Consider the following 18,982-nt stretch of genomic DNA (forward strand, 5'->3'; position numbering starts at 1 on the left):
CTCGGCGGCATGCTCGCGTCCCTTCCGCTGCTGCCCACCTCGATCGTCGGGAGCCTCCCGCAGCCCGACTGGCTCATCGACCGCGACCGGCTGGCCCACCAGTTCCCGCCCCGGGTGCGCGCGAAGGAGCTGTGGCGGGTGGCCCCCGAGCTCCTCGCGGAGGCGCAGGACGACGCCACGCTGCTGGCGATCCGCTCGCAGGAGGAGGCCGGGCTGGACATCCTCACCGACGGCGAGATCCGCCGGGAGTCCTACTCGAACCACTTCGCCACCGCGCTCGACGGCCTCGACCTCGACACCCCGGGGCACGTGACCAACCGCTCGGGCAAGCAGATCCCGGTGCCGCGGGTGGTCGGGGACATCACCCGCCGCGAGCCGGTCCAGGTCGCCGACGTCCGCTTCCTGCGGAAGCACACCGACCGGACGGTCAAGATCACCGTCCCGGGGCCGTTCACCATGGCCCAGCAGGCGCAGAACGACCACTACCCCGACGACCGCGCCCTCGCGCTGGCCTACGCCGACGTCGTCCGGGCCGAGATCGCCGACCTGTTCGCCGCCGGCGCCGACATCGTGCAGATCGACGAGCCGTGGCTGCAGGCGCGGCCCGACGTCGCCCGCCAGTACGGCGCGGAGGCGGTCACGCGGGCCGTGGAGGGCGCTCCGGGGCCGGTGCACCTGCACCTGTGCTTCGGCTACGCCGCGATGGTCTCGGAGCGGCCGGAGGGCTACTCGTTCCTCCCCGAGCTCGCCGACACCCCCGTCGACACGATCTCCGTGGAGACCGCCCAGTCGCACCTGGACCCCGCCACGCTGCGCCCGCTGCGCGGCAAGGGCATCGCCCTCGGGGTCCTGGACCTGTCCACGCCGGAGGTGGAGACCCCGGAGGTGGTGGCCGACCGGGTCCGCCGCGCCCTGGACGACGTCGACGTCTCGCGGCTGGTCCTCACCAGCGACTGCGGGCTGAAGTACCTGCCGCGGGCCTCGGCCGCGGGCAAGATGCGCTCCCTGGCCCTGGCCGCCGAGGCGCTGCGCGCGGAGGTGTGAGGCCCGCGCCGGCCCGGGGCGCCCCCGGGCCGGCGCGGTTCAGACCAGGCCGTGGGCGTGCACCGCCTCGGCCACCTGCAGGAAGCCCGTGGCCACGCCACCGGCGTCGGCCGCCTTGCCCAGGGCGAAGGCGATGTCGGCGTCGCGGGAGATCCGCACGGCGTCGGGCGTCGAGGGCATGTTGGCCCCCTCGACGACGTAGCGGCACCCGTTGCGGGCGAGGACCTTCGCCGCGTCGCCGTCCAGCTCGTTCTGCGTCGCGCTGGGGAGGGCGATGTCGCAGGGGGACGTCCCAGACGCGGCCGCCCTCGACGAACGACGCCGCGCCGCAGCACCTCGTCGTAGATGCCCTGCACCGTCGCAGGCACCTCGCCGCTCACCCTGGTCCTCCTCCGGTTCAGGTCCGACCGGGGAACGCCACGGAACCGGTGTGGACCCACGGGACGCCGGGGGCGGCCGGACCCCGCGCGGCGCCAGCGGCGTCAGGGCTCGAGCTCGCCGAGCACCCGCGGGACCTCCGGCGGCAGCTCCCGGGCGAGGAAGCCCAGCCGGCCGACGGAGGCGGCCAGCCGCTCGCCGGCCCGGCCGTGCACGAAGGAGGCCCACACGGCCGCCTGCTCGGGTGGCGCTCCGCGGGCGAGCAGGCCGGCGGTGATCCCGGCGCGGACGTCACCGGCCCCGGACACGCCGAGCCCGGCCAGGCCGCTGTCGTCCTGCCAGAGCCCGCCGTCGGGTGCGGCGATCCAGGCGGTCGCCCCGCCCAGTCCGACGACGGCCCCCGTCCGGTCGGCGAGCTCCGTCGCCGCCGCGCCCGGGTCGTCGTCCACCCGGTCCTCCTCGACGTGCAACGCGTAGGCGATCTCCGTCGGGTTGGGGGTGAGCACCACCCGGCCGTCGAGGTGGCGCAGGCACCCGTCGTCGGCGGTCACGCAGGCCAGCCCGAGGGCGTCGAGGGCCAGGCACCCGTGGAGGGAGGGCAGCAGCCGCTCGCCGAGGCCGCGGGCCTCCTCCTGGTCGGCCATGCCGGGACCGATGAGCACCGCGTCGGCGGCCTCGGCGAGGTCGCGGACGGCGTCGGCGGCGTCGGCGCGGATGGCGCCGCCACCGGTCTCCGGGAGCGCCCGGACGAGCGCCTCGGGCAGCGCGGCCGCGGCGTGGGGCGCCATCGAGGCCACGGTGGCCACCTGCAGCTTGCCGGCCCCGGCGCGCATGGCGGCGTGCGCGGCGAGCAGCACCGCCCCCAGCGTCTCGGCGCTGCCCCCGACGACGAGGACGGAGCCGCGGGCGTTCTTGCCGCCGGTCGGCTCGGGCAGCGGCCACCCCCGGAGCACCTGGGGGGTGACGAGCGTGGGCTCAGGGTCGCGGTGCGGCATCGGGCTCCTCGGTGACCGGTTCGTCCTCGGCGGTCAGGTGGCCGACCTCGTTGAACGCCGCCAGCCGCAGGTTCCCGTCGGGGTCGGCCTCGTACCGGGTCAGCGAGGCGTTGGCGACCCGCTGGTCCCGGTCGACGGCCAGCAGCTCCTGCTCGGTGAGCTCCTCGAGCACGTAGCGGAAGACCATGATCACGGCCTGGTGGGCGACGACGAGCAACCGGTCGCAGTCGTGCCGCAGCGCCTCGGTGGCCAGCAGGCTGCGCAGCCGCAGCGCGACGTCGGCCCAGCTCTCGCCGCCGGGCGGCCGGTAGTAGAACTTGCCCAGCAGGTCGCGTCGGCCGGCCTCGTCGGGATAGTGCTCCCGGATGCCGGCACCGGTCATGCCGTCGAAGGCGCCGAAGTCCCGCTCCCGGAGTCGTTCGTCGGTCCGGACGCGGACGCCGAGGTCAGCGGTCGCCAGCCGGGCCGTGGTGAGTGCCCGGGCGAACGGGGAGCTGAGGACGGCGGTCGGTCGCTGGTCCTCGGGCAGGGCGGCGAGGTGGCGACCCAGGGCCTCGGCCTGGGCCCGGCCGGCGTCCGACAGCGGGACGTCGGGGTCGCGGATGTCGAGCTCGAGGCGCGCCGCCCCGGCCTCGTGGGCGCGCGCGTCGGCGACGTTGCCCATGCTCTCGCCGTGCCGCACCAGCCACAGCACGGCCGGGCCCGGTCCCCGATCGCCCATCCCCGCGTCTCCTCCGTGTCGTGCTGCGGGTCCCGCTCCCGCCCGGCGTCCCGCGGCCCGTAGCCGGACGGCGGAGCCGTCAAACCGCCGGTGGGCTGGACGGGCGGCCGCGTCCGGTCCGATGATCACCGCCGTGACGCCGCCGACCGACCTGCCGGTGCTCCGCTTCCCCGACCAGGCGGCGCTGGAGGAGTGGCTGGAGGCCGAGCACGCCACGGCGCCGGGCCTGTACGTGCAGCTGGCCAAGAAGGGCGCCGGGGTCCCGTCGGTGACCTACGCGGAGCTCGTGGAGAGCTGCCTGTGCTTCGGCTGGATCGACGGGAAGTCGCTGCGGCTCGACGAGGCCTCCTACCTGCAGCGGATCACCCCGCGCCGGCCGCGCAGCATCTGGTCGCAGAAGAACGTGGCGGCGGTCGAGGCGCTCACCGCGGCCGGCCGGATGCGCCCTGCGGGCCTGGCGGCGGTGGCGGCGGCGCAGGCCGACGGGCGCTGGGAGCGCGCCTACGCCGGCGCGGCCACCATCACGGTGCCCGACGACCTCACCGCGGCGCTGGACGCCGAGCCCGCCGCCCGGGAGGCGTTCGCGGGGCTGGACGGCGCCAACCGGTACGCCGTCCTGCACCGGGTCGCCACGGCCGCGACGCCGGCGACGCGGGCCCGGCGGATCGCGGCCCTGGTCGCGATGCTCGCCGAGGGCCGCCGGCCCTACTGACCCAGGATGCGGCGGGCGCCGGAGTAGCCGCCCATGTCCACGCTGGTGACCGCGACCGGCTGGCCGAAGGTGCGGGCGTGGACCATCTTCCCGCCGCCGACGTAGATGCCCACGTGGTAGACGGGTGAGCCGAAGAAGACCAGGTCGCCGGGCTGGAGCTGGCTGCGGGAGACGGCGACGCCCATGCCGGACTGGGCGCGGCTGGAGTGCGGCAGGGAGACGCCGGCGGCGGCGTAGGCGTAGCTGGTCAGCCCGGAGCAGTCGAACCCGTCGGGGCCGGTGCCGCCCCAGACGTAGGGGTCGCCCACCTGCGCCAGCGCCTTCTCGAGCACGGCGGCGACCTGGTCGCTCGGCGCCGCGGCGACCACCGACGCGGTGGACGGCGCGTCCAGCGACGGCCCGGCCAGCTGCGTGGTGACGGCGGCCTGCTCGGCGGCGGTGAGCCGGTCGAAGTCGGCCTCGTAGTCGTCCACCCGGGCCTGCACCTCACCCTGCTGGCGCTGGAGCTCCTCGAGCGCGGAGGTGGCCTGGGCGGCCGCGGCGTCCGCGGCGGCCTGGGCCTCCTCGGCGGCGTCCTGGGCCGCAGCGACCTCGGAGATCAGCCCCTCGGTGTGGGTGGCGATGACGTCCAGCGTGGTCATCTGCTGGACGACGTCGTCGGCCGAGTCGCCGGTGAGGAAGGCCGCCATCCGGGACTGGGTGGTCCCGGCGCTCTGCGCGATCGCCCGCAACTGGGGCTCGTAGGCGGCCAGGTCCTCCTGGGCCTGCGCGGCGCGCGCCGCGGCCTCCTCCGCGGCCTGCTGCTGCTCGGCCACCGTCACCTCGGCCTGGTGCACCTGCTCGTCGAGCACGCTCAGCTGCTGACCGGCCTCGGCCACCAGCTTCGCGGCCTCGGCGGCGGTCGACGGCGCGGCGCTCGCGGGGGCCGGGGCGAGGAGCACCAGCCCCACGGCGGGCAGGGAGAGCGTGGCGCCGAGCCAGCGTCGCCTCGTCGTCCGGTCGCGCCGCATGGCCGGCCCCCTCTCGCCGCGCGCCCCGCCCGGGAAGTGGGCGGTGTTCCATGCGCGTCAGCACGCACCGTAAGGAGGCGTTCGCAGGTCGTAGGGGGCGGCGCGCGGAGGTCAGGGACGCCGGCACACCTCAGTCGTCACACCGGCCACAGCGGGCTCCGCCGTCCCGGCACCGGCCCCGTCCCGAGGCTCACCCGGAGCGTGCGAGGGGTGAGGAGGACGGGGTCCTCCTGCTCTCGGACCTGCGGGCTAGCGCCGCCGCGGCGGAGCGGAGCCGGACGGCGTGCGGTCCGGCGCCAGGGGGACGAGCCGGTCGGCGACCGCGCCGGTGACCAGCGAGTAGAGGGCCTTGGCGCCGACGTCGACGACCTGGTCCCGGCGGGACCAGGTCCAGGGCGGCGACCCGACGCCGGTGGCGTTCTCCAGGGTCTGGTCGGTGGCCAGCCGGACCGAGGTGTGCCAGGCCGAGGCGCGCCAGCCGCGCAGGCCGCTGGCCGCCCAGACGCCGCGCAGCGCGCCGACGAGCGCACCGGTCCCCCAGTGCATGAGGTGGTTGCGCACCGGCGGGCGGGCCGACCCGGGCAGCCGGCGTCGGGTGGTCAGCGCAGTGAGGGTGCGCGCGGGCACGTAGGAGTCCGGCCGGCGCGTGAACGACTGCTCGACCTTCTCGCCGAGCGTCATGGCCGCGGTGCCGGCCAGCCCGGCCAGGGCGCCGCGGAGGGCAGCTCGTCCCAGCATGGGACGCCCCTACCCGGGTGGCGTCCCCGGGGAACCGTGGCGAGGCCCGCGGTGCGGGAGCTCGCGACGGGTCCTCACCAGGCGAGGGGCTCCTGGGCGTCGAGGCCGGAGACCATCTCCAGGTCGCGGAGGATGGCGCCGAGCTCGTCGGCGGTCCACGGCTCGCAGCACTCGCAGCCGCCCTCGCGGTGGCTCACCAGGCCGAGCAGGCCCTGGGCGTGGTCCTCGTCGATGGTGAGGTGGCCGGCCGTCGGGTGGCGGTGGCAGGTGCACGCGGCGGCGCACAGACCCAGACCCCAGCCGGAGACGACGACCGTGCTCCCGTCGTCCCAGACCTGACCCACCTGGAACACCGACGGCTTCTGACCCGTGGTCATCGAACTCCCCCTCACCTGCCCCGCTCGTCCGCGGGTTCCGGATGCGGCCGGGCGAGGAGTTCCGCTCGAGCCACGTTTCGGTCGTACGGCGAGGGGGTACTTGTGAACGTTCCCTCTCGCTGCACCCACGGTAGGGGGGCAAGAGCGGAGCGTCACGGGAATCAAATGACAACGATGTGACGAACCGGTTGGCACACCGCGACCGACGGGGGTGTGTCGACGGCGCGTCGCGGCTGCAGGGGCGGCCACGGGGCCGTCGGCGTCGGCCCACAGCGTCAGCGGCGGTGGACCGGAGCAGTGTGCGACGGTGGCGCGTCCCGGCCGCAGGAGCCGCCACGAACGCACACCACCGACGTCTAGCCGGCCGGCGATGCTCACCGCGGCGCGATCCGGCGGCGTCAGCTGGCGGGCGACACGCTGCTCATGTTGAAGTCCGGCACCCGCAGCGTCGGCATCGCCGCGCGGGTGAACCAGTCGTTCCACTCGCGCGGCAGCGTGCGCTCGGTGCGGCCGACCTCGTTGACCCGCGCCAGCAGGTCGACGGGGGACTCGTTGAACCGGAAGTTGTTCACCGCGCCGGTCACCTCGCCGCCCTCGACCAGGAAGACGCCGTCGCGGGTCAGCCCGGTCAGCAGCAGCGTCTGCGGGTCGACCTCGCGGATGTACCAGAGCGTGGTGAGCAGCAGCCCGCGGTCGGTGGCGGCCACCATCTCCTCCTGGCTCGCGGTGGCCTCCGGTGCCTCCAGGACCAGGTTGTCCACCGCGGCGGTCGCCGGCGCCGTCGTCCTCAGCGCCCACGCCCGGGGACGGATCAGCTCGGTCAGGACGCCGTCCCGGATCCAGTCCACCGCGGGCGTGGCCATGCCGTTGTCGAACACCGAGGCCATGCCGGAGGAGCCGCTGACCACCTGGAACGGGCAGGCCTCCAGGCCCGGCTCGAACGGGTCGCTGCGCAGCGTCAGCGGCAGCGCGGCGAGGCGCTCGCCGATCCGGTTGCCCCCGCCGGCCCGGGCGTAGACGTTGCGGCCCTCGTCGGCGTCGCGCGCCTCCATCGTCCAGTACGCGTAGATCATCAGGTCGCTGACGGCGGACGGCGGGAGCAGCGTCTCGTACCGCCCGGCGGGCAGCTCCACGCGGCGCCGCGACCAGCCGAGCTTGCGCTCCACCTCCGCCGCCAGCGCCTCCACCGACACGTCGGCGAAGTCGCGGGTGCCTGCGCCGGCCCAGACCGAGCGGCTCATGTCCGCGCTCTTGCCGTTGAGCTCCACCCGGCCGGTGGGCTGGTCGTGGCGCAGCCGCAGGCCGGTCGAGGTGCCCAGGTAGGTGGTCGCCATCGCGTGCTCGGCGTAGCCGTACAGCAGCTCCTCCCGCCCGCGGGCCTCGCCGAAGGCCTGCCCGAGCGCGGGGGCGAAGTCGGCGAAGACCCCGATCGAGGTCTCGGCGGCGTCGGCGTCCCAGTCCCCCGCGCCGGGCGGGGTCTCCGACACCAACGGCACCGCGTCCTCGGCGGGGCCGGCGTCGCGGGCGGCCTGTTCGCTGGCCGCGACGAGCTCCTCGACGTCCGGGTTGCCGGTGCGCGCCACGGTGCCGGCCGCCATGCCGGTGCCGCCGTCGACGAAGGAGACGACGACGACCTGGCGGGAGCGCATCGACCCGTTGGTGGTCAGGCTGTTGCCCGCCCAGCGCAGGTTGGCCTGCGAGCTCTCCACCACGAAGGTGACCTGCCCGTCGGCGGTCGAGGCGGCCAGCGCCTTCTCGACCACGTCCTGCGGACGCGTCCAGCTCGTCATCGCCCGGCCTCCTGCACGGTGTTCAGGATGTTCACGTCCTCGAACAGGGCGACGGGGCAGCCGTGGCTGACCGGCGCGACCTGCCCGGGCTGGCCCTTGCCGCAGTTGAGCGCACCGCCGAGCACGAACGTCTGCGGGCCGCCGACGACGGCCATCGAGCCCCAGAAGTCCGTCGTCGTCGCCTGGTAGGCCACGTCCCGGAGCTGCCCGGCCAGCCGCCCGTTCTCGATCCGGTAGAAGCGCTGGCCGGTGAACTGGAAGTTGTACCGCTGCATGTCGATCGACCAGCTCTTGTCGCCGACGACGTAGATGCCGCGCTCGACCCCGGCGATGACCTCCTCGGTGGAGGGGCCGTCGGGTGCCGGCTGCAGCGAGACGTTGGCCATCCGCTGGATCGGCACGTGCTGGGGCGAGTCGGCGAAGGCGCAGCCGTTGGACCGGGGCATGCTGCCGAGGCGGGCCGTGTTGCGGTCGACCTGGTAGCCGACCAGCACGCCGTCCCGCACGATGTCCCACTGCTGGCCGGCGACGCCCTCGTCGTCCCAGCCGATCGTGGACAGCCCGTGAGCGACGGTGCGGTCGCCGGTGACGTTCATCAGCGGCGAGCCGTACTGCAGGCTCCCCAGCCCGTCGACGGTGGCGAACGACGTCCCGGCGTAGGCGGCCTCGTAGCCCAGGGCGCGGTCGAGCTCGGTGGCGTGGCCGATCGACTCGTGGATGGTCAGCCACAGGTTCGAGGGGTCGACGACGAGGTCGTAGCGGCCGGCCTGCACCGAGGGCGCCTTGGTCTTCTCCCGCAGCAGCTCGGGGATCTCGGCCAGCTCGCCTCGCCAGTCCCGGCCGCCGGTCAGGTGCTCCCAGCCCCGCCCGACCGGCGGCGCGAGGGTGCGCATGCTCTCGAAGGCGCCGGTGCTCCGGTCGACGGTGAGCGCGGTGAGGTCGGCCTGGATGCGGACCCGCTGCTGGCGGGTGCGGGTGCCGGCGGTGTCGGCGTAGTACTTCTGCTCCTTGACCGCCGTGCAGCCGGTCTGCACGTGCTCGACGCCGTCGGCGGCCAGCAGCAGCTCGGACAGCTCGGTGAGCAGCCCGGTCTTCTCGGCGTCCGGCACGGTGAACGGGTCGACGTCGTAGTCGGAGACGTAGACCGCGTCGGTGTACACCGGCTCGGGGGCGAGCTCGACGCGGTCGCTGGCGACGGCGGCGGACACCTTCGCCACGGCGACGGCCTCCTCCGCCAGCCGCACGGCCTCCGCGGCGGTCAGGACGACGCCCGCGGCGAAACCCCAGGTGCCCTCGTGGACCACGCGCACGGCCAGGCCGAGGTCCTCGCCGTCGGCCAGGGACTCCAGGCGGGCGTCGCGCAGGCTGATCGTCTGGGTGCGGATGCGCTCCACCCGCAGGTCGGCGTGCTCACAGCCGAGGTCGAGGGCGCGGGTGAGCGCCGCGTCGGTCAGCGCGGAGAGCGGGAGGGCGAGGAAGGACGCGTCCACGTCGCGGGAGGCAGCCACCCGCCCTGTCTACCAGCCACCCGCCGCCGTCCTCCGTCCCCGTCGAGATCGCGCGATCCCGCACGCGGAACGGGCCCGCCGCGGTGCGAGATCACGGGAACTCGACGCCGGGACGGCGGCGTCGAGCGAGCCGGGCAGGGGTAGTCGCGGGCATGGCCTCGTCCGCGACCCCGGCATCCGACGTCACGCTCACCTTCGGCGGGAACGCCACCACCCTGCTGCGGATCGGCGGGTTCACCCTGCTCACCGACCCGAACTTCCTGCACCGCGGGCAGCGGGCCTACCTCGGCAAGGGGCTGTGGACCAAGCGGCTCACCGAGCCGGCGCTGCAGCCGACGCTGCTCCCCCGGCTCGACGCGATCCTCCTGTCGCACTTCCACGCCGACCACTGGGACCGCATCGCCACCCGCACCCTGGACAAGGGCACACCGGTGGTGACCACGCAGGCGGCGGCCAAGGCCCTGGACCGCCGCGGCTTCCGCGAGACCGTCGACCTGCAGCCCTGGCAGCGGCACGAGCACACGCGGGACGGCGAGACGCTGCGGATCACCTCCGTCCCCGGCGTCCACGGCCCCGGCCCGGTCGGGAAGCTGCTCCCGCCGGTGATGGGCAGCGTGCTCGAGCTGGTGCGGGACGGCGAGGTGTCGTGGCGCGGCTACATCAGCGGCGACACGATCTACCGCCCGTGGCTGGGCGAGGTGCTGCAGCGCTGCGGCCCGCTCGACGTCCTCATCCCCCACCTCGGCGGCACCAAGGCGCTCGGCGTCACCGTCACCATGGACGGCCGGCAGGGCGCCGACCTCGTCGAGCTGCTCAAGCCGCCGGTGACCGTGCCGGTCCACTACGACGACTACGACCGGTTCGCCTCGCCGCTGGGGGACTTCGTCCGCGAGGTCGCCGCGCGCCGCGTGCCCGGCGAGCTCCGCCCCGTGGTGCGCGGCGAGACGATCAGCCTGCGGCCCTGAGTGGAGTGTGGGAGCGCAGGCTCCTGCACTCCCACACTCCACTCAGCGGGCGGCGAGGCGGGCGGCGCGGGCGGCGACGTCCGCACGCAGCGCCTCGGCGTCCACCGTCGTGCAGACGCCGTCGCGCACCACCTGCCGGCCGCCCACCCAGGTGTCGCGCACCAGCCGGGAGGCGCCGGACCACACCAGGTGGGTGAGCACGTCGGGCGGGCTGAGCACCGGCTCGAACAGCAGGTCCCGGCTGTCGACGTGCACCAGGTCGGCGCGCCGGCCGGGCGCCAGCTGCCCGAGGTCGGGCCGGCCGATCGCGTCGGCGGCGCCGCCGGTGGCCAGCCAGAACGCCTCGGCGGCGGTCAGCGCGGTCGCGGAGTGCTCCCGCAGCCGGGCCAGCTGCGCGGCCAGCCGGACGTCGCCCAGCAGGTCCAGCCCGTCGTTGGACGCCGGCCCGTCGGTGCCCAGCCCCACCCGGACGCCGCGGTCGAGCATCGCCCGCACCGGCGCGATGCCGCTGGCCAGCTTGGCGTTGGACGCCGGGCAGTGGGCGACCGCGACGTCGTACTCCCGCCACAGCTCCAGGTCGCCCTCGCCGAGGTGGACGCAGTGCGCGGCGAGCACCCGCCCGCCGAGCACGTCGTGCGCGGCCAGCAGCGCGGGGACCGACAACCCGTGGGTGGCCAGCAGGTCGGCGTCCTCGGCGATCGTCTCGGCCACGTGCAGGTGCAGCAGCAGGCCGTGCTCGCGAGCGGCCGCCGCGGCGTCCCGCAGCACCGGCAACGGGATCGTGTACGCCGCGTGCGGGCCGATGCCGAACTCCACGGTGCCGTCGCCGGGCGCGCGGCCGGCCAGGGCGACGGCGTCCTCCAGCTGGTCGGCCAGCGGCGGCATCCCGGGCAGCGGGATCAGCGGGGTGGCGACGACGGCGCGCGCCCCGGTGCGCTCGACGGCGGCGGCGATCCGCTCGGGCTCGAAGTACATCTCGACGCTGGTGGTGACCCCGCCGCGCAGCATCTCCGCCGACGCCGCCTCCATGGCGACCTCGACGTCGTCGGGGGTCAGCCGCGCCTCCCGCGGCCAGATCACCTCGCGCAGCCAGCGCGCCAGCGGCAGCCCCTCGGCCTGCCCGCGGAAGAGCACCATCGGCGCGTGCGAGTGGGCGTTGACCAGCCCCGGCACGAGCACCCCCGGAACGGCGACGACCTCGGCGTCGGCCGCCGGCGGGGCGTCGGCGGCCGGTCCCACCCAGCCGATCCGGCCGTCCTCGACGTCGACCACGCCGTCGAGGACCACCGTGCCCGCACGGTCCCCCACGACGACGGCCCGGGCGGTGAAGCGCTGCCGCATGGACGGCGAACCTACCCCCGTCGCTGCCAGGTCCCTCCCGGAGCGCGCCGTTACCGTGGAGGCCATGTCGTTCCTCGCCGCCGCTGCATCCTCCGACCAGGGCGGCATCACCGGCTTCCTGCTCGACCTGGTGGAGAAGCTCGGCGCCGTGGGCGTCGGCTGCGCCATCCTGCTGGAGACGGTCGTCCCGCCGATCCCCAGCGAGGCGGTGCTCGGCCTGGCCGGCGTGCTGATCAACGACGGCCGGATGAACGTCGTCCCGGTGGTCCTGTTCGCCACCCTGGGGTCGGTCCTCGGCGCGATCTTCTTCTACTACGTCGGCCGGGCGCTGGGCCCGCGCCGCTCGCACGCCTTCCTCGACCGGCTGCCCCTGGTGGAGACCGAGGACGTCGACAAGACCTTCGCCTGGTTCGAGCGGCACGGCCGGCCGGCGGTGTTCTTCGGCCGCATGGTGCCGATCGTGCGCAGCTTCATCTCCGTGCCCGCCGGCGTCGTGCGGATGCCGCTGGGCCAGTTCCTCCTGTTCTCCGCCGGCGGCAGCCTGATCTGGAACAGCGTGCTCATCGGCCTGGGCGTGGCGGCGGGCGACTTCGTGCAGGCCAACCTGCACTACCTCGACTACGCCGTCGTCGCCGCCGTGGTGCTCGGCATCGGCTACCTGGTGGTGAAGCGCTACCGGGACGTCCGCCGTCACCGGCGCGAGGGTGCGGCCCGGGGCCCCGAGACCGGCGGCGTGGACCGTCCCGCGGCGTGAGCGAGCTCGCGAGCTCACGCATGGGCACAGCAGCGCCGCGCACGCGGCCGACGAGCGCCAGCGAGGAGGCCCCGTGAGCGCGCTCGCGAGCTCACGCATGGGCACAGCAGCGCCGCGCACGCGGCCGACGAGCGCCAGCGAGGAGGCCCCGTGAGCGCGCTCGCGAGCTCACGCATGGGCACAGCAGCGCCGCGCACGCGGCCGACGAGCGCCAGCGAGGAGGCCCCGTGAGCGCGCCCGTCCGCCCCGAGGTCGTCGCGTTCGACGTCAACGAGACGCTGCTCGACCTCGCTCCCGTGCGGGCCGCGCTCGTCGAGCTCGACCAGCCCGCCGACCTGCTGTCCACCGTCTTCGCCCGGACCCTGCTCACCGGCTTCGCGACCGCCGCGGCCGGCACCTGGATCCGCTTCCGGCAGGCCTTCGACGCCGCCCTCGCCCAGGCGACCCCGCTGTCGGCCGCCGACCGGTCCCGGGTCGCCGACGCCTTCCTCGAGCTGGCGCCGCACCCCGACGTCGAGCCGACGCTGCGCCGTCTCACCGAGGCCGGGGTGCGGGTGGTGACGCTGACCCACGGCGCGCCGGGGGTCGCCGAGGCCGGGCTGGAGCGCGGCGGTGTCGCGCCGCTGGTGGAACGGTCGCTGTCCAGCGAGGCGATCCGGGCCTGGAAGCCGGCCCGCGAGGTCTACCTCTGGGCGGCCGGGGTCTGCGACGTCGAGCCCGGGCGCCTGGCGCTCATCGCGGCCCACGGCTGGGACGTGCACGGCGCCCTGCGGGCCGGCCTGACCGGCGCCTGGTTCCCGCGCACCGAGCGCAGCTACCCCGACGTGTACGACCCGGCCGCGCTCGTCGCCGAGAACCTGGCCGGCGCCGTCGACGCGCTGCTGGCCCTGCCGCGGCCGTGACGCGCTACGCGACCCCGCTCGGCCCGGCCCGGGTCACCGCGACGGACCCGGCCGGCGAGCTCCGCGGCACGCTGGTCCTGGGGCACGGCGCCGGCGGGGGGATCGAGTCGGCCGACCTGGTGGCGGTGACCGCCGCCGCTTCGGCGGCCGGGTGGCGGGTGCTGCGCGTGGAGCAGCCGTGGCGGGTCGCCGGCAAGCGGATCGCCCCGGCACCGGCGCGTCTGGACGTCGGCTGGGCGGCGGTGCTCGACGGCCTGCGGGACGACGACCGGCTGGCGGGGCCGCTGGTCCTGGGCGGGCGCAGCGCGGGCGCGCGGGTGGCCTGCCGCACCGCGGCGGAGCAGGGGGCGGCGGCGGTCCTCTGCCTGGCCTTCCCGCTGCACCCGCCGAGCCGGCCCGAGCGCAGCCGCGCCGCCGAGCTCACCGCGGTCCCGGTGCCGCTGGTCGTGGTGCAGGGCGAGACCGACGCCATGGGCCGCCCCGAGGAGCTCGCCGCCGTCCTGACCGGGCAGCCCGGCGTCTCGCTCTACGGCGTCCCCGGCGACCACGCGCTCCGGGCGAACCCGGACGTCGTCGCAGCCGCGGCGATGGACGGGCTCGAGGGCGTCGCCGGCCTCCCCCTGGGTGCCGCCGGACCCGCGCCCCGCGGGCACGGGTCCGGCGGCGCCGGGGTCAGCGCCGGCGGCGGCGCCGGACGACGAGGCTGACCAGCAGCAGCACCGCCGCGGCCACGCCCAGCGGCTTGGCGTAGCGGGTCAGCGCCGCGCCACCGGCCACCTCGAGCAGGTCGATCGGCTCGGGCTCGGCCGCCGCGGCCGGCCGGGCCGACGTGCTCGCGGAGGTCGCCGCGGGGCCGGCCGGGGTGGTGGTGGGGGCGGTGACCGGGGCCGCCGCGCCCGGAGCCGCGGTGGCCGGCTCGGCCGGCGTGGAGGCCGGCGTCGCGGCGGGGCCGGCCGGGGTGCTCACCGGCACGGTGTCCCCGACCGAGGCCGTCGTCCCGGCCGCCCGGTCCGCCGCTGCAGCAGCGGTCTTGCGGGCCGCGGCCGCGGCCTTCTTCGCCGGCTCCGCGCTGGTCGAGGCCTCGGCCGCCGCGGCGACCTCCTCGGCCGCGCCGGCGACCGTGGCCGCCGCACCCGGGGCCGGCGGCGCGGCCGCCTCGGTGGGCGCCGGGGCCGCCCCCGCGTCGCCCGCGCCGAGCTGCGCGGCCAGCTTGTCGGCGAACTGGCCGAGCAGCTTGTTGCCGACGTCGGTCATCACGCCGCGGCCGAACTGCGCCGGACGGCCGGTGATGTTCAGGTCGGTGAGGACGTCCACCCGCGTGGTGTCGCCCTCGGCCTTCAGCTGGGCGGTGATGAGCGCGGCCGCGGTGCCGTTGCCGCGCTGGTCCTTGCCGCGGCCGTCGATGACCGCCTTGTGCGCGGCCTCGTCCTTCTCCACGAACGACGCCTTGCCCTGGTAGGTGAGGTTGATCGGGCCGAGCTTGACCTTCACCCGTCCGGTGAAGTCGTCGCCCTCCACCGAGTCGAGGGCGGCGCCGGGCATGCACGGCGCGATGCGCTCGATGTCCAGCAGCACCCGCCAGGCCTCGTCGATGGGCACGGGGACGGTGAACGAGTTCTCCAACTGCACGGTGCGACCTCCTGGGCTACGGAGCTCGGCCGGTCCACCCCCGTGGGGGCGGGCCGGCCGAGGGGACTGGCGGGTTCCGGGGGTTGGTGATGGACGCTACAACCCCGCGGCGACGCTGACCGCTCGCCGTGTCAGCACCTGCGCCAGGTGCTGCCGGTAGTCGGCCTGCGCGTTGAGGTCGCTGCTCGGGCTGGTGCCCTCGGCGGCGGACCGGGCGGCGGCCGCGACGGCGTCCGCACTGGCCTCCGCCCCGGCCAGGGCGGCCTCCGCCGCCCGGGCACGCAGCGGCGTCGGCCCCATGTTGGTCAGCCCGATCCGGGCCTCCGCGATGCGCCCGTCCTCCCGGCGCACCACCGCCGCGACGGCGACGATCGACCAGGCCTGGGCCACCCGGTTGAACTTCTCGTAGTGCATCCCCCACTGGCCGGAGAGCTTGGGGACGCGGATCTCGACGAGCAACTCCCCCTCCTCCAGCGCGGTGGTGAGGTAGTCGACGAAGAAGTCCGTCGCGGGCACCGTGCGTCGCCCGGTCGGGCCGGCGATGACGAACTCGGCGTCCAGGGCCAGCGCCACCGCCGGCAGGTCACCGGCCGGGTCGGCGTGGGCCAGCGCCCCGCCGAAGGTGCCGCGGGCCCGCACCTGCCGGTCGGCCACCGTCTCGGTCGCCTCGGCGATGAGCGGTGCGTACTGCTGCACCAGCGGGTCGGTCATGACGTCGTGGTGGGTCGTCATCGCGCCGATGACGATGGCGTCGCCGTCGTCCCGGACGCCGCGCATCTCGCTGACCCGGCCCAGGTCCACGACCGTCTCCGGAGCAGCCAGCCGCAGCCGCATGACCGGGATGAGCGACTGCCCACCGGCGAGGATCTTGACGTCCTCGCCGCCCTCGGCGACGGCCTGCACGGCCTCGTCGACCGTCGTCGGCCGGGCGTACGCAAACGGGGCGGGGATCACCGGTCACCTCCGAGGGACGACTGCGGGGTGGAGACGCCGGCGGTGGTCTCGGTCTGCGCCCCGCCGTAGGCGTTGGTGCCGGCGGTGGCGCGGTCGCCGCCGTCCCCGCCCTGGTGGAGGGCCCGCCACACGCGTTCGGGCGTCAGCGGCATGCGGATGTCGTCGACCCCCAGGTGCCGGACGGCGTCGAGGGCGGCGTTGACGACCGCCGGCGTGCTGGCGATGCAGCCGGCCTCGCCGACGCCCTTGGCCCCGATCGGGTTGCCCGGGGCGACGTGCACCGTGTTGCCCGTGTCGAAGTGCGGGAGGTCGGCCGCCGACGGGACCAGGTAGTCGACGAAGGTGCCGGTGGTGAGGTTGCCGTCGGCGTCGTAGACGGCCTCCTCGAACAGCGCCTGGGCGATGCCCTGCGCCAGCCCGCCGTGGACCTGCCCCTCGACGATCAGCGGGTTCACGATCGTGCCGACGTCGTCCACGCAGGCGTACTTGCGGATCTTCACCATGCCGGTCTCGGTGTCGACCTCCATGGCGCAGATGTGCGTGCCGTGCGGGAAGGAGAAGTTCTCGGGGTCGAACGTCGCGTCCGCGTCGATGGAGGGCTCCACCCCCTCGGGGAAGTTGTGCGCGGCGAACGTGGCCAGGGCGATCTCCTGGATGCCGATCTCCGACCCGGGCGTACCGCGGACGGAGAACTTCCCGCCGGAGAACTCCAGGTCGTCCTCGCTGGCCTCGAGCAGGTGCGCGGCGACCGTGCGGGCCTTGGCGACCACCTTGTCCGCGGCCTTGACCACCGCCGCCCCGCCGACGACCAGGGACCGGGACCCGTAGGTGTCGAGGCCGCGCGGCGCGACCGAGGTGTCGCCGTGCAGCACCTCGACGTCCTCGAACGGCACCCCCAGCTGGTCGGCCACCAGCTGGCTCCACGCCGTCTCGTGGCCCTGGCCGTGCGCGGAGGACCCGGTGACCACCTCGACCTTGCCGGTGGGCAGCATCCGGATCGCGGCGTGCTCCCAGCCCCCGGCGCCGTAGGAGAGGGAGCCGAGCACCCGGGAGGGCGCCAGGCCGCACATCTCGGTGAACGTCGAGAAGCCGATGCCCAGCTGCACCGGGTCGTTCGACTCGCGGCGCCGTCGCTGCTCCTCGCGCAGCTCGTCGTAGCCGATGAGGTCGAGCGCCTGCCGGGTCGCGCTCTCGTAGTCGCCGCTGTCGTAGGTCATCCCCGCGACGGTCGTGAACGGGAACTCCTCCGCCTGGATCCAGTTCTTCCGGCGCAGCTCCAGCGGGTCCATGCCGAGCTCGACGGCGAGCTCGTCCATGATCCGCTCGACGGCGAACGTGGCCTCGGGCCGGCCGGCGCCGCGGTAGGCGTCGGTGGGCACCTTGTTGGTGAAGATCCCCTGGCACTCGAAGCGGTAGGCCGGGAACTTGTAGATGCCGTTGAACATGAAGGCGCCGAGGACCGGCACGCCGGGGCTGACCAGCCGCAGGTAGGCCCCCATGTCGGCGAGCAGCCGGACCCGGAGGCCCTTGACGTTGCCCTCGCGGTCGGCGGCGATGTCGACGTACTGGATCTGGTCGCGGCCGTGGTGGGCGGTCATCAGCGACTCGCTGCGGGTCTCGGTCCACTTGACCGGCTTGCCGAGCCGGCGGGCCACCAGCAGGCTGATGACCTCCTCCGGCGTCACCTGCAGCTTCCCGCCGAACCCGCCGCCGACGTCGGGGGCGATGACCCGCAGCTTGTGCTCGGGCACACCGGTGACCATCGCCAGCATCACCCGCAGGATGTGCGGGACCTGGGTGGCCGACCACATCGTGTAGTTGTCGCCCTGGGGCTGGACGACGACCGACCGGGGTTCCATGAACGCCGGGATCAGCCGCTGCTGGACGAACCGGCGGCTCACGACCACCTCGGCGTCGGCGAACGCCTGCTCGGTGTCGCTGCCCGTGCCGGCCTCCCCGGCGTCGAACACGAAGTGGAAGCTCTGGTTGGACTCGAGGTGGTCGTGGCAGAGGGCCGGCTGCTGCCCGATCGCCTCCTCCATGTCGAGCACCACCGGCAGGGGGTCGTAGTCGACGTCGACCAGCTCGACGGCGTCCTGCGCGGCGGCCTTGCTCCGGGCGACGATCACCGCGACGGCCTCGCCGACGTGGTTGACCTCCTCGACCGCGACCGAGGGGTGGCCGGGGTTGACCATGTCCGGCGTCACCGGCCAGGCGCAGGGGATGGACCCCTGTTCCTCGGCGAAGTCGCGGCCGGTGAACACGGCGACGACGCCCGGCGCCTGCTGGGCCGCGGTGACGTCGACGTTGCCGATCTTGGCGTGGGCGACGGGGCTGCGGACCACAGAGATGTGCAGCATCCCGGGCAGCACCGTGTTGTCGGTCCACGTGGTCCGGCCGGTGATCAGCCGGGCGTCCTCCTTGCGGCGGCGGGCCTTCCCGACCTCCTTGGCCGGGGCCTGGGTCGCGGCGTCCTCGGTGAGGGTCATGCCTGCACCACCACGTGGTCGGCGGCGGCCGTGTCGACGGCGGCCGAGCGGGCGGGCGGCACCTCGGCGGCGCGGCCGCTCATCTCCGCGGCGGCCGCCTGCACGGCGCGGACGATGTTCTGGTAGCCGGTGCAGCGGCAGAGGTTGCCCTCGATGCCCTCGCGGACCTCGGTGTCGCTGGGGTCGGGGTTCTCCTTGAGCAGGTCGACCGAGGCCATGATCATCCCCGGGGTGCAGAAGCCGCACTGCAGGCCGTGCATCTCGCGGAACGCCTTCTGCACGGGGTGCAGGTCGCCGCCCTCGGAGAGGCCCTCGATGGTGGTGACCTCGCTGCCGTCGGCCTGGACGGCGAACACGGTGCAGGACTTCACCGCCGCACCGTCGAGGTGCACGGTGCACGCGCCGCAGTTGCTGGTGTCGCAGCCGACGACGGTGCCCACCTTGCCCAGGTGTTCGCGCAGGTAGTGGACGAGCAGGGTCCGGGGTTCGACCTCGTCGGTGTAGGTCACCCCGTCGACCCGTACGTTGATCTGGGTCACGGATCCTCCGCTTCGTTGCAGGGGTCTGTGGCATCGCCACCTGGGCCGGGAGTCTGGCAACCGGGGAGTGACTTAGGCCACGCTTATCTGCGCGGCTCTTCGTAGCGGATCCGCACGAGCGGGGACGGTACGCCCC

General features: G+C 75.1%; 19 protein-coding genes. 6 read left to right on the forward strand and 13 right to left on the reverse strand.

The features are described from left to right. Positions 1 to 9 precede the first annotated feature (9 nt). Positions 10 to 1,044, forward strand: a complete 1,035-nt coding sequence (locus ACI79D_RS01725) for a uroporphyrinogen decarboxylase family protein (protein WP_456916562.1) — start codon at positions 10 to 12, stop codon at positions 1,042 to 1,044. Positions 1,045 to 1,083: 39 nt separating this feature from the next. Here the strand turns inward: ACI79D_RS01725 and ACI79D_RS01730 are convergent, their stop codons facing one another. The 3 genes from ACI79D_RS01730 to ACI79D_RS01740 are packed head-to-tail and all read right to left on the reverse strand — an operon-like array spanning position 1,084 to position 3,138. Further along, positions 1,084 to 1,530, reverse strand: a complete 447-nt coding sequence (locus tag ACI79D_RS01730; protein WP_456916600.1) for a hypothetical protein — start codon at positions 1,528 to 1,530, stop codon at positions 1,084 to 1,086. Further along, positions 1,527 to 2,417, reverse strand: coding sequence for an NAD(P)H-hydrate dehydratase (locus ACI79D_RS01735; protein ID WP_456916563.1), 891 nt, complete (start codon positions 2,415 to 2,417; stop codon positions 1,527 to 1,529). The genes ACI79D_RS01730 and ACI79D_RS01735 overlap by 4 nt, the downstream gene beginning before the upstream one ends. Next, positions 2,398 to 3,138, reverse strand: coding sequence for a histidine phosphatase family protein (locus ACI79D_RS01740; RefSeq protein ID WP_456916564.1), 741 nt, complete (start codon positions 3,136 to 3,138; stop codon positions 2,398 to 2,400). The genes ACI79D_RS01735 and ACI79D_RS01740 overlap by 20 nt, the downstream gene beginning before the upstream one ends. 133 nt (positions 3,139 to 3,271) lie before the next feature. Between ACI79D_RS01740 and ACI79D_RS01745 the strand changes: the two genes are divergently transcribed. Further along, complete coding sequence (locus ACI79D_RS01745) at positions 3,272 to 3,850, forward strand: YdeI/OmpD-associated family protein (RefSeq protein ID WP_456916565.1); 579 nt, start codon at positions 3,272 to 3,274, stop codon at positions 3,848 to 3,850. Here ACI79D_RS01745 and ACI79D_RS01750 read toward each other — a convergent pair. The 5 genes from ACI79D_RS01750 to ACI79D_RS01770 all read right to left on the reverse strand — a co-directional run bounded on the left by ACI79D_RS01750 (position 3,844) and on the right by ACI79D_RS01770 (position 9,273). Beyond that, the gene (locus ACI79D_RS01750; protein ID WP_456916566.1) at positions 3,844 to 4,860 is read right to left on the reverse strand and encodes a C40 family peptidase; all 1,017 of its coding nucleotides are present in this window, start codon (positions 4,858 to 4,860) and stop codon (positions 3,844 to 3,846) included. The two genes, ACI79D_RS01745 and ACI79D_RS01750, sit on opposite strands and share 7 nt — an antisense overlap. A gap of 249 nt (positions 4,861 to 5,109) precedes the next feature. Continuing rightward, entirely contained in the window at positions 5,110 to 5,598 is a 489-nt protein-coding gene (locus ACI79D_RS01755; protein ID WP_456916567.1) for a hypothetical protein, read from the reverse strand. A 74-nt stretch (positions 5,599 to 5,672) separates the two neighbouring features. Beyond that, on the reverse strand, positions 5,673 to 5,975 hold the full coding sequence (locus ACI79D_RS01760) for a hypothetical protein (protein ID WP_456916568.1): 303 nt from the start codon (positions 5,973 to 5,975) through the stop codon (positions 5,673 to 5,675). A 398-nt stretch (positions 5,976 to 6,373) separates the two neighbouring features. After that, positions 6,374 to 7,765 (reverse strand): metallopeptidase TldD-related protein, encoded by a 1,392-nt coding sequence (locus tag ACI79D_RS01765; RefSeq protein ID WP_456916569.1) that lies wholly within the window; start codon positions 7,763 to 7,765, stop codon positions 6,374 to 6,376. Continuing rightward, positions 7,762 to 9,273, reverse strand: a complete 1,512-nt coding sequence (locus tag ACI79D_RS01770) for a TldD/PmbA family protein (protein WP_456916570.1) — start codon at positions 9,271 to 9,273, stop codon at positions 7,762 to 7,764. The genes ACI79D_RS01765 and ACI79D_RS01770 overlap by 4 nt, the downstream gene beginning before the upstream one ends. Positions 9,274 to 9,425: 152 nt before the next feature. Between ACI79D_RS01770 and ACI79D_RS01775 the strand changes: the two genes are divergently transcribed. Continuing rightward, positions 9,426 to 10,238 carry an MBL fold metallo-hydrolase gene (locus ACI79D_RS01775; protein ID WP_456916571.1) on the forward strand — a complete coding sequence of 271 codons (813 nt, stop codon included), beginning with the start codon at positions 9,426 to 9,428 and terminating at the stop codon, positions 10,236 to 10,238. 42 nt (positions 10,239 to 10,280) lie between these two features. Here the strand turns inward: ACI79D_RS01775 and ACI79D_RS01780 are convergent, their stop codons facing one another. Then, the gene (locus ACI79D_RS01780) at positions 10,281 to 11,579 is read right to left on the reverse strand and encodes an amidohydrolase family protein (RefSeq protein WP_456916572.1); all 1,299 of its coding nucleotides are present in this window, start codon (positions 11,577 to 11,579) and stop codon (positions 10,281 to 10,283) included. A 64-nt stretch (positions 11,580 to 11,643) separates the two neighbouring features. Here ACI79D_RS01780 and ACI79D_RS01785 point away from each other — a divergent pair, with 64 nt between their 5' ends. The 3 genes from ACI79D_RS01785 to ACI79D_RS01795 all read left to right on the forward strand — a co-directional run bounded on the left by ACI79D_RS01785 (position 11,644) and on the right by ACI79D_RS01795 (position 13,942). Beyond that, the gene (locus tag ACI79D_RS01785) at positions 11,644 to 12,333 is read left to right on the forward strand and encodes a DedA family protein (protein WP_456916573.1); all 690 of its coding nucleotides are present in this window, start codon (positions 11,644 to 11,646) and stop codon (positions 12,331 to 12,333) included. A 227-nt stretch (positions 12,334 to 12,560) separates the two neighbouring features. Then, the gene (locus ACI79D_RS01790) at positions 12,561 to 13,235 is read left to right on the forward strand and encodes an HAD-IA family hydrolase (protein ID WP_456916574.1); all 675 of its coding nucleotides are present in this window, start codon (positions 12,561 to 12,563) and stop codon (positions 13,233 to 13,235) included. Beyond that, complete coding sequence (locus ACI79D_RS01795) at positions 13,232 to 13,942, forward strand: alpha/beta hydrolase family protein (RefSeq protein WP_456916575.1); 711 nt, start codon at positions 13,232 to 13,234, stop codon at positions 13,940 to 13,942. Before ACI79D_RS01790 ends, ACI79D_RS01795 begins: the two co-directional genes overlap by 4 nt. Here ACI79D_RS01795 and ACI79D_RS01800 read toward each other — a convergent pair. From ACI79D_RS01800 to ACI79D_RS01815, 4 genes are all read right to left on the reverse strand, one after another. Next, entirely contained in the window at positions 13,908 to 14,864 is a 957-nt protein-coding gene (locus ACI79D_RS01800; protein ID WP_456916576.1) for an SRPBCC family protein, read from the reverse strand. The two genes, ACI79D_RS01795 and ACI79D_RS01800, sit on opposite strands and share 35 nt — an antisense overlap. A gap of 96 nt (positions 14,865 to 14,960) precedes the next feature. Further along, complete coding sequence (locus ACI79D_RS01805) at positions 14,961 to 15,818, reverse strand: FAD binding domain-containing protein (RefSeq protein ID WP_456916577.1); 858 nt, start codon at positions 15,816 to 15,818, stop codon at positions 14,961 to 14,963. Continuing rightward, positions 15,815 to 18,307: a xanthine dehydrogenase family protein molybdopterin-binding subunit gene (locus ACI79D_RS01810; RefSeq protein ID WP_456916578.1), complete on the reverse strand. Its 2,493-nt coding sequence runs from the start codon at positions 18,305 to 18,307 to the stop codon at positions 15,815 to 15,817. The genes ACI79D_RS01805 and ACI79D_RS01810 overlap by 4 nt, the downstream gene beginning before the upstream one ends. Further along, complete coding sequence (locus tag ACI79D_RS01815; RefSeq protein WP_456916579.1) at positions 18,304 to 18,846, reverse strand: (2Fe-2S)-binding protein; 543 nt, start codon at positions 18,844 to 18,846, stop codon at positions 18,304 to 18,306. The genes ACI79D_RS01810 and ACI79D_RS01815 overlap by 4 nt, the downstream gene beginning before the upstream one ends. Positions 18,847 to 18,982 lie beyond the last annotated feature (136 nt).

Source organism: Geodermatophilus sp. SYSU D00708 (assembly GCF_054050115.1).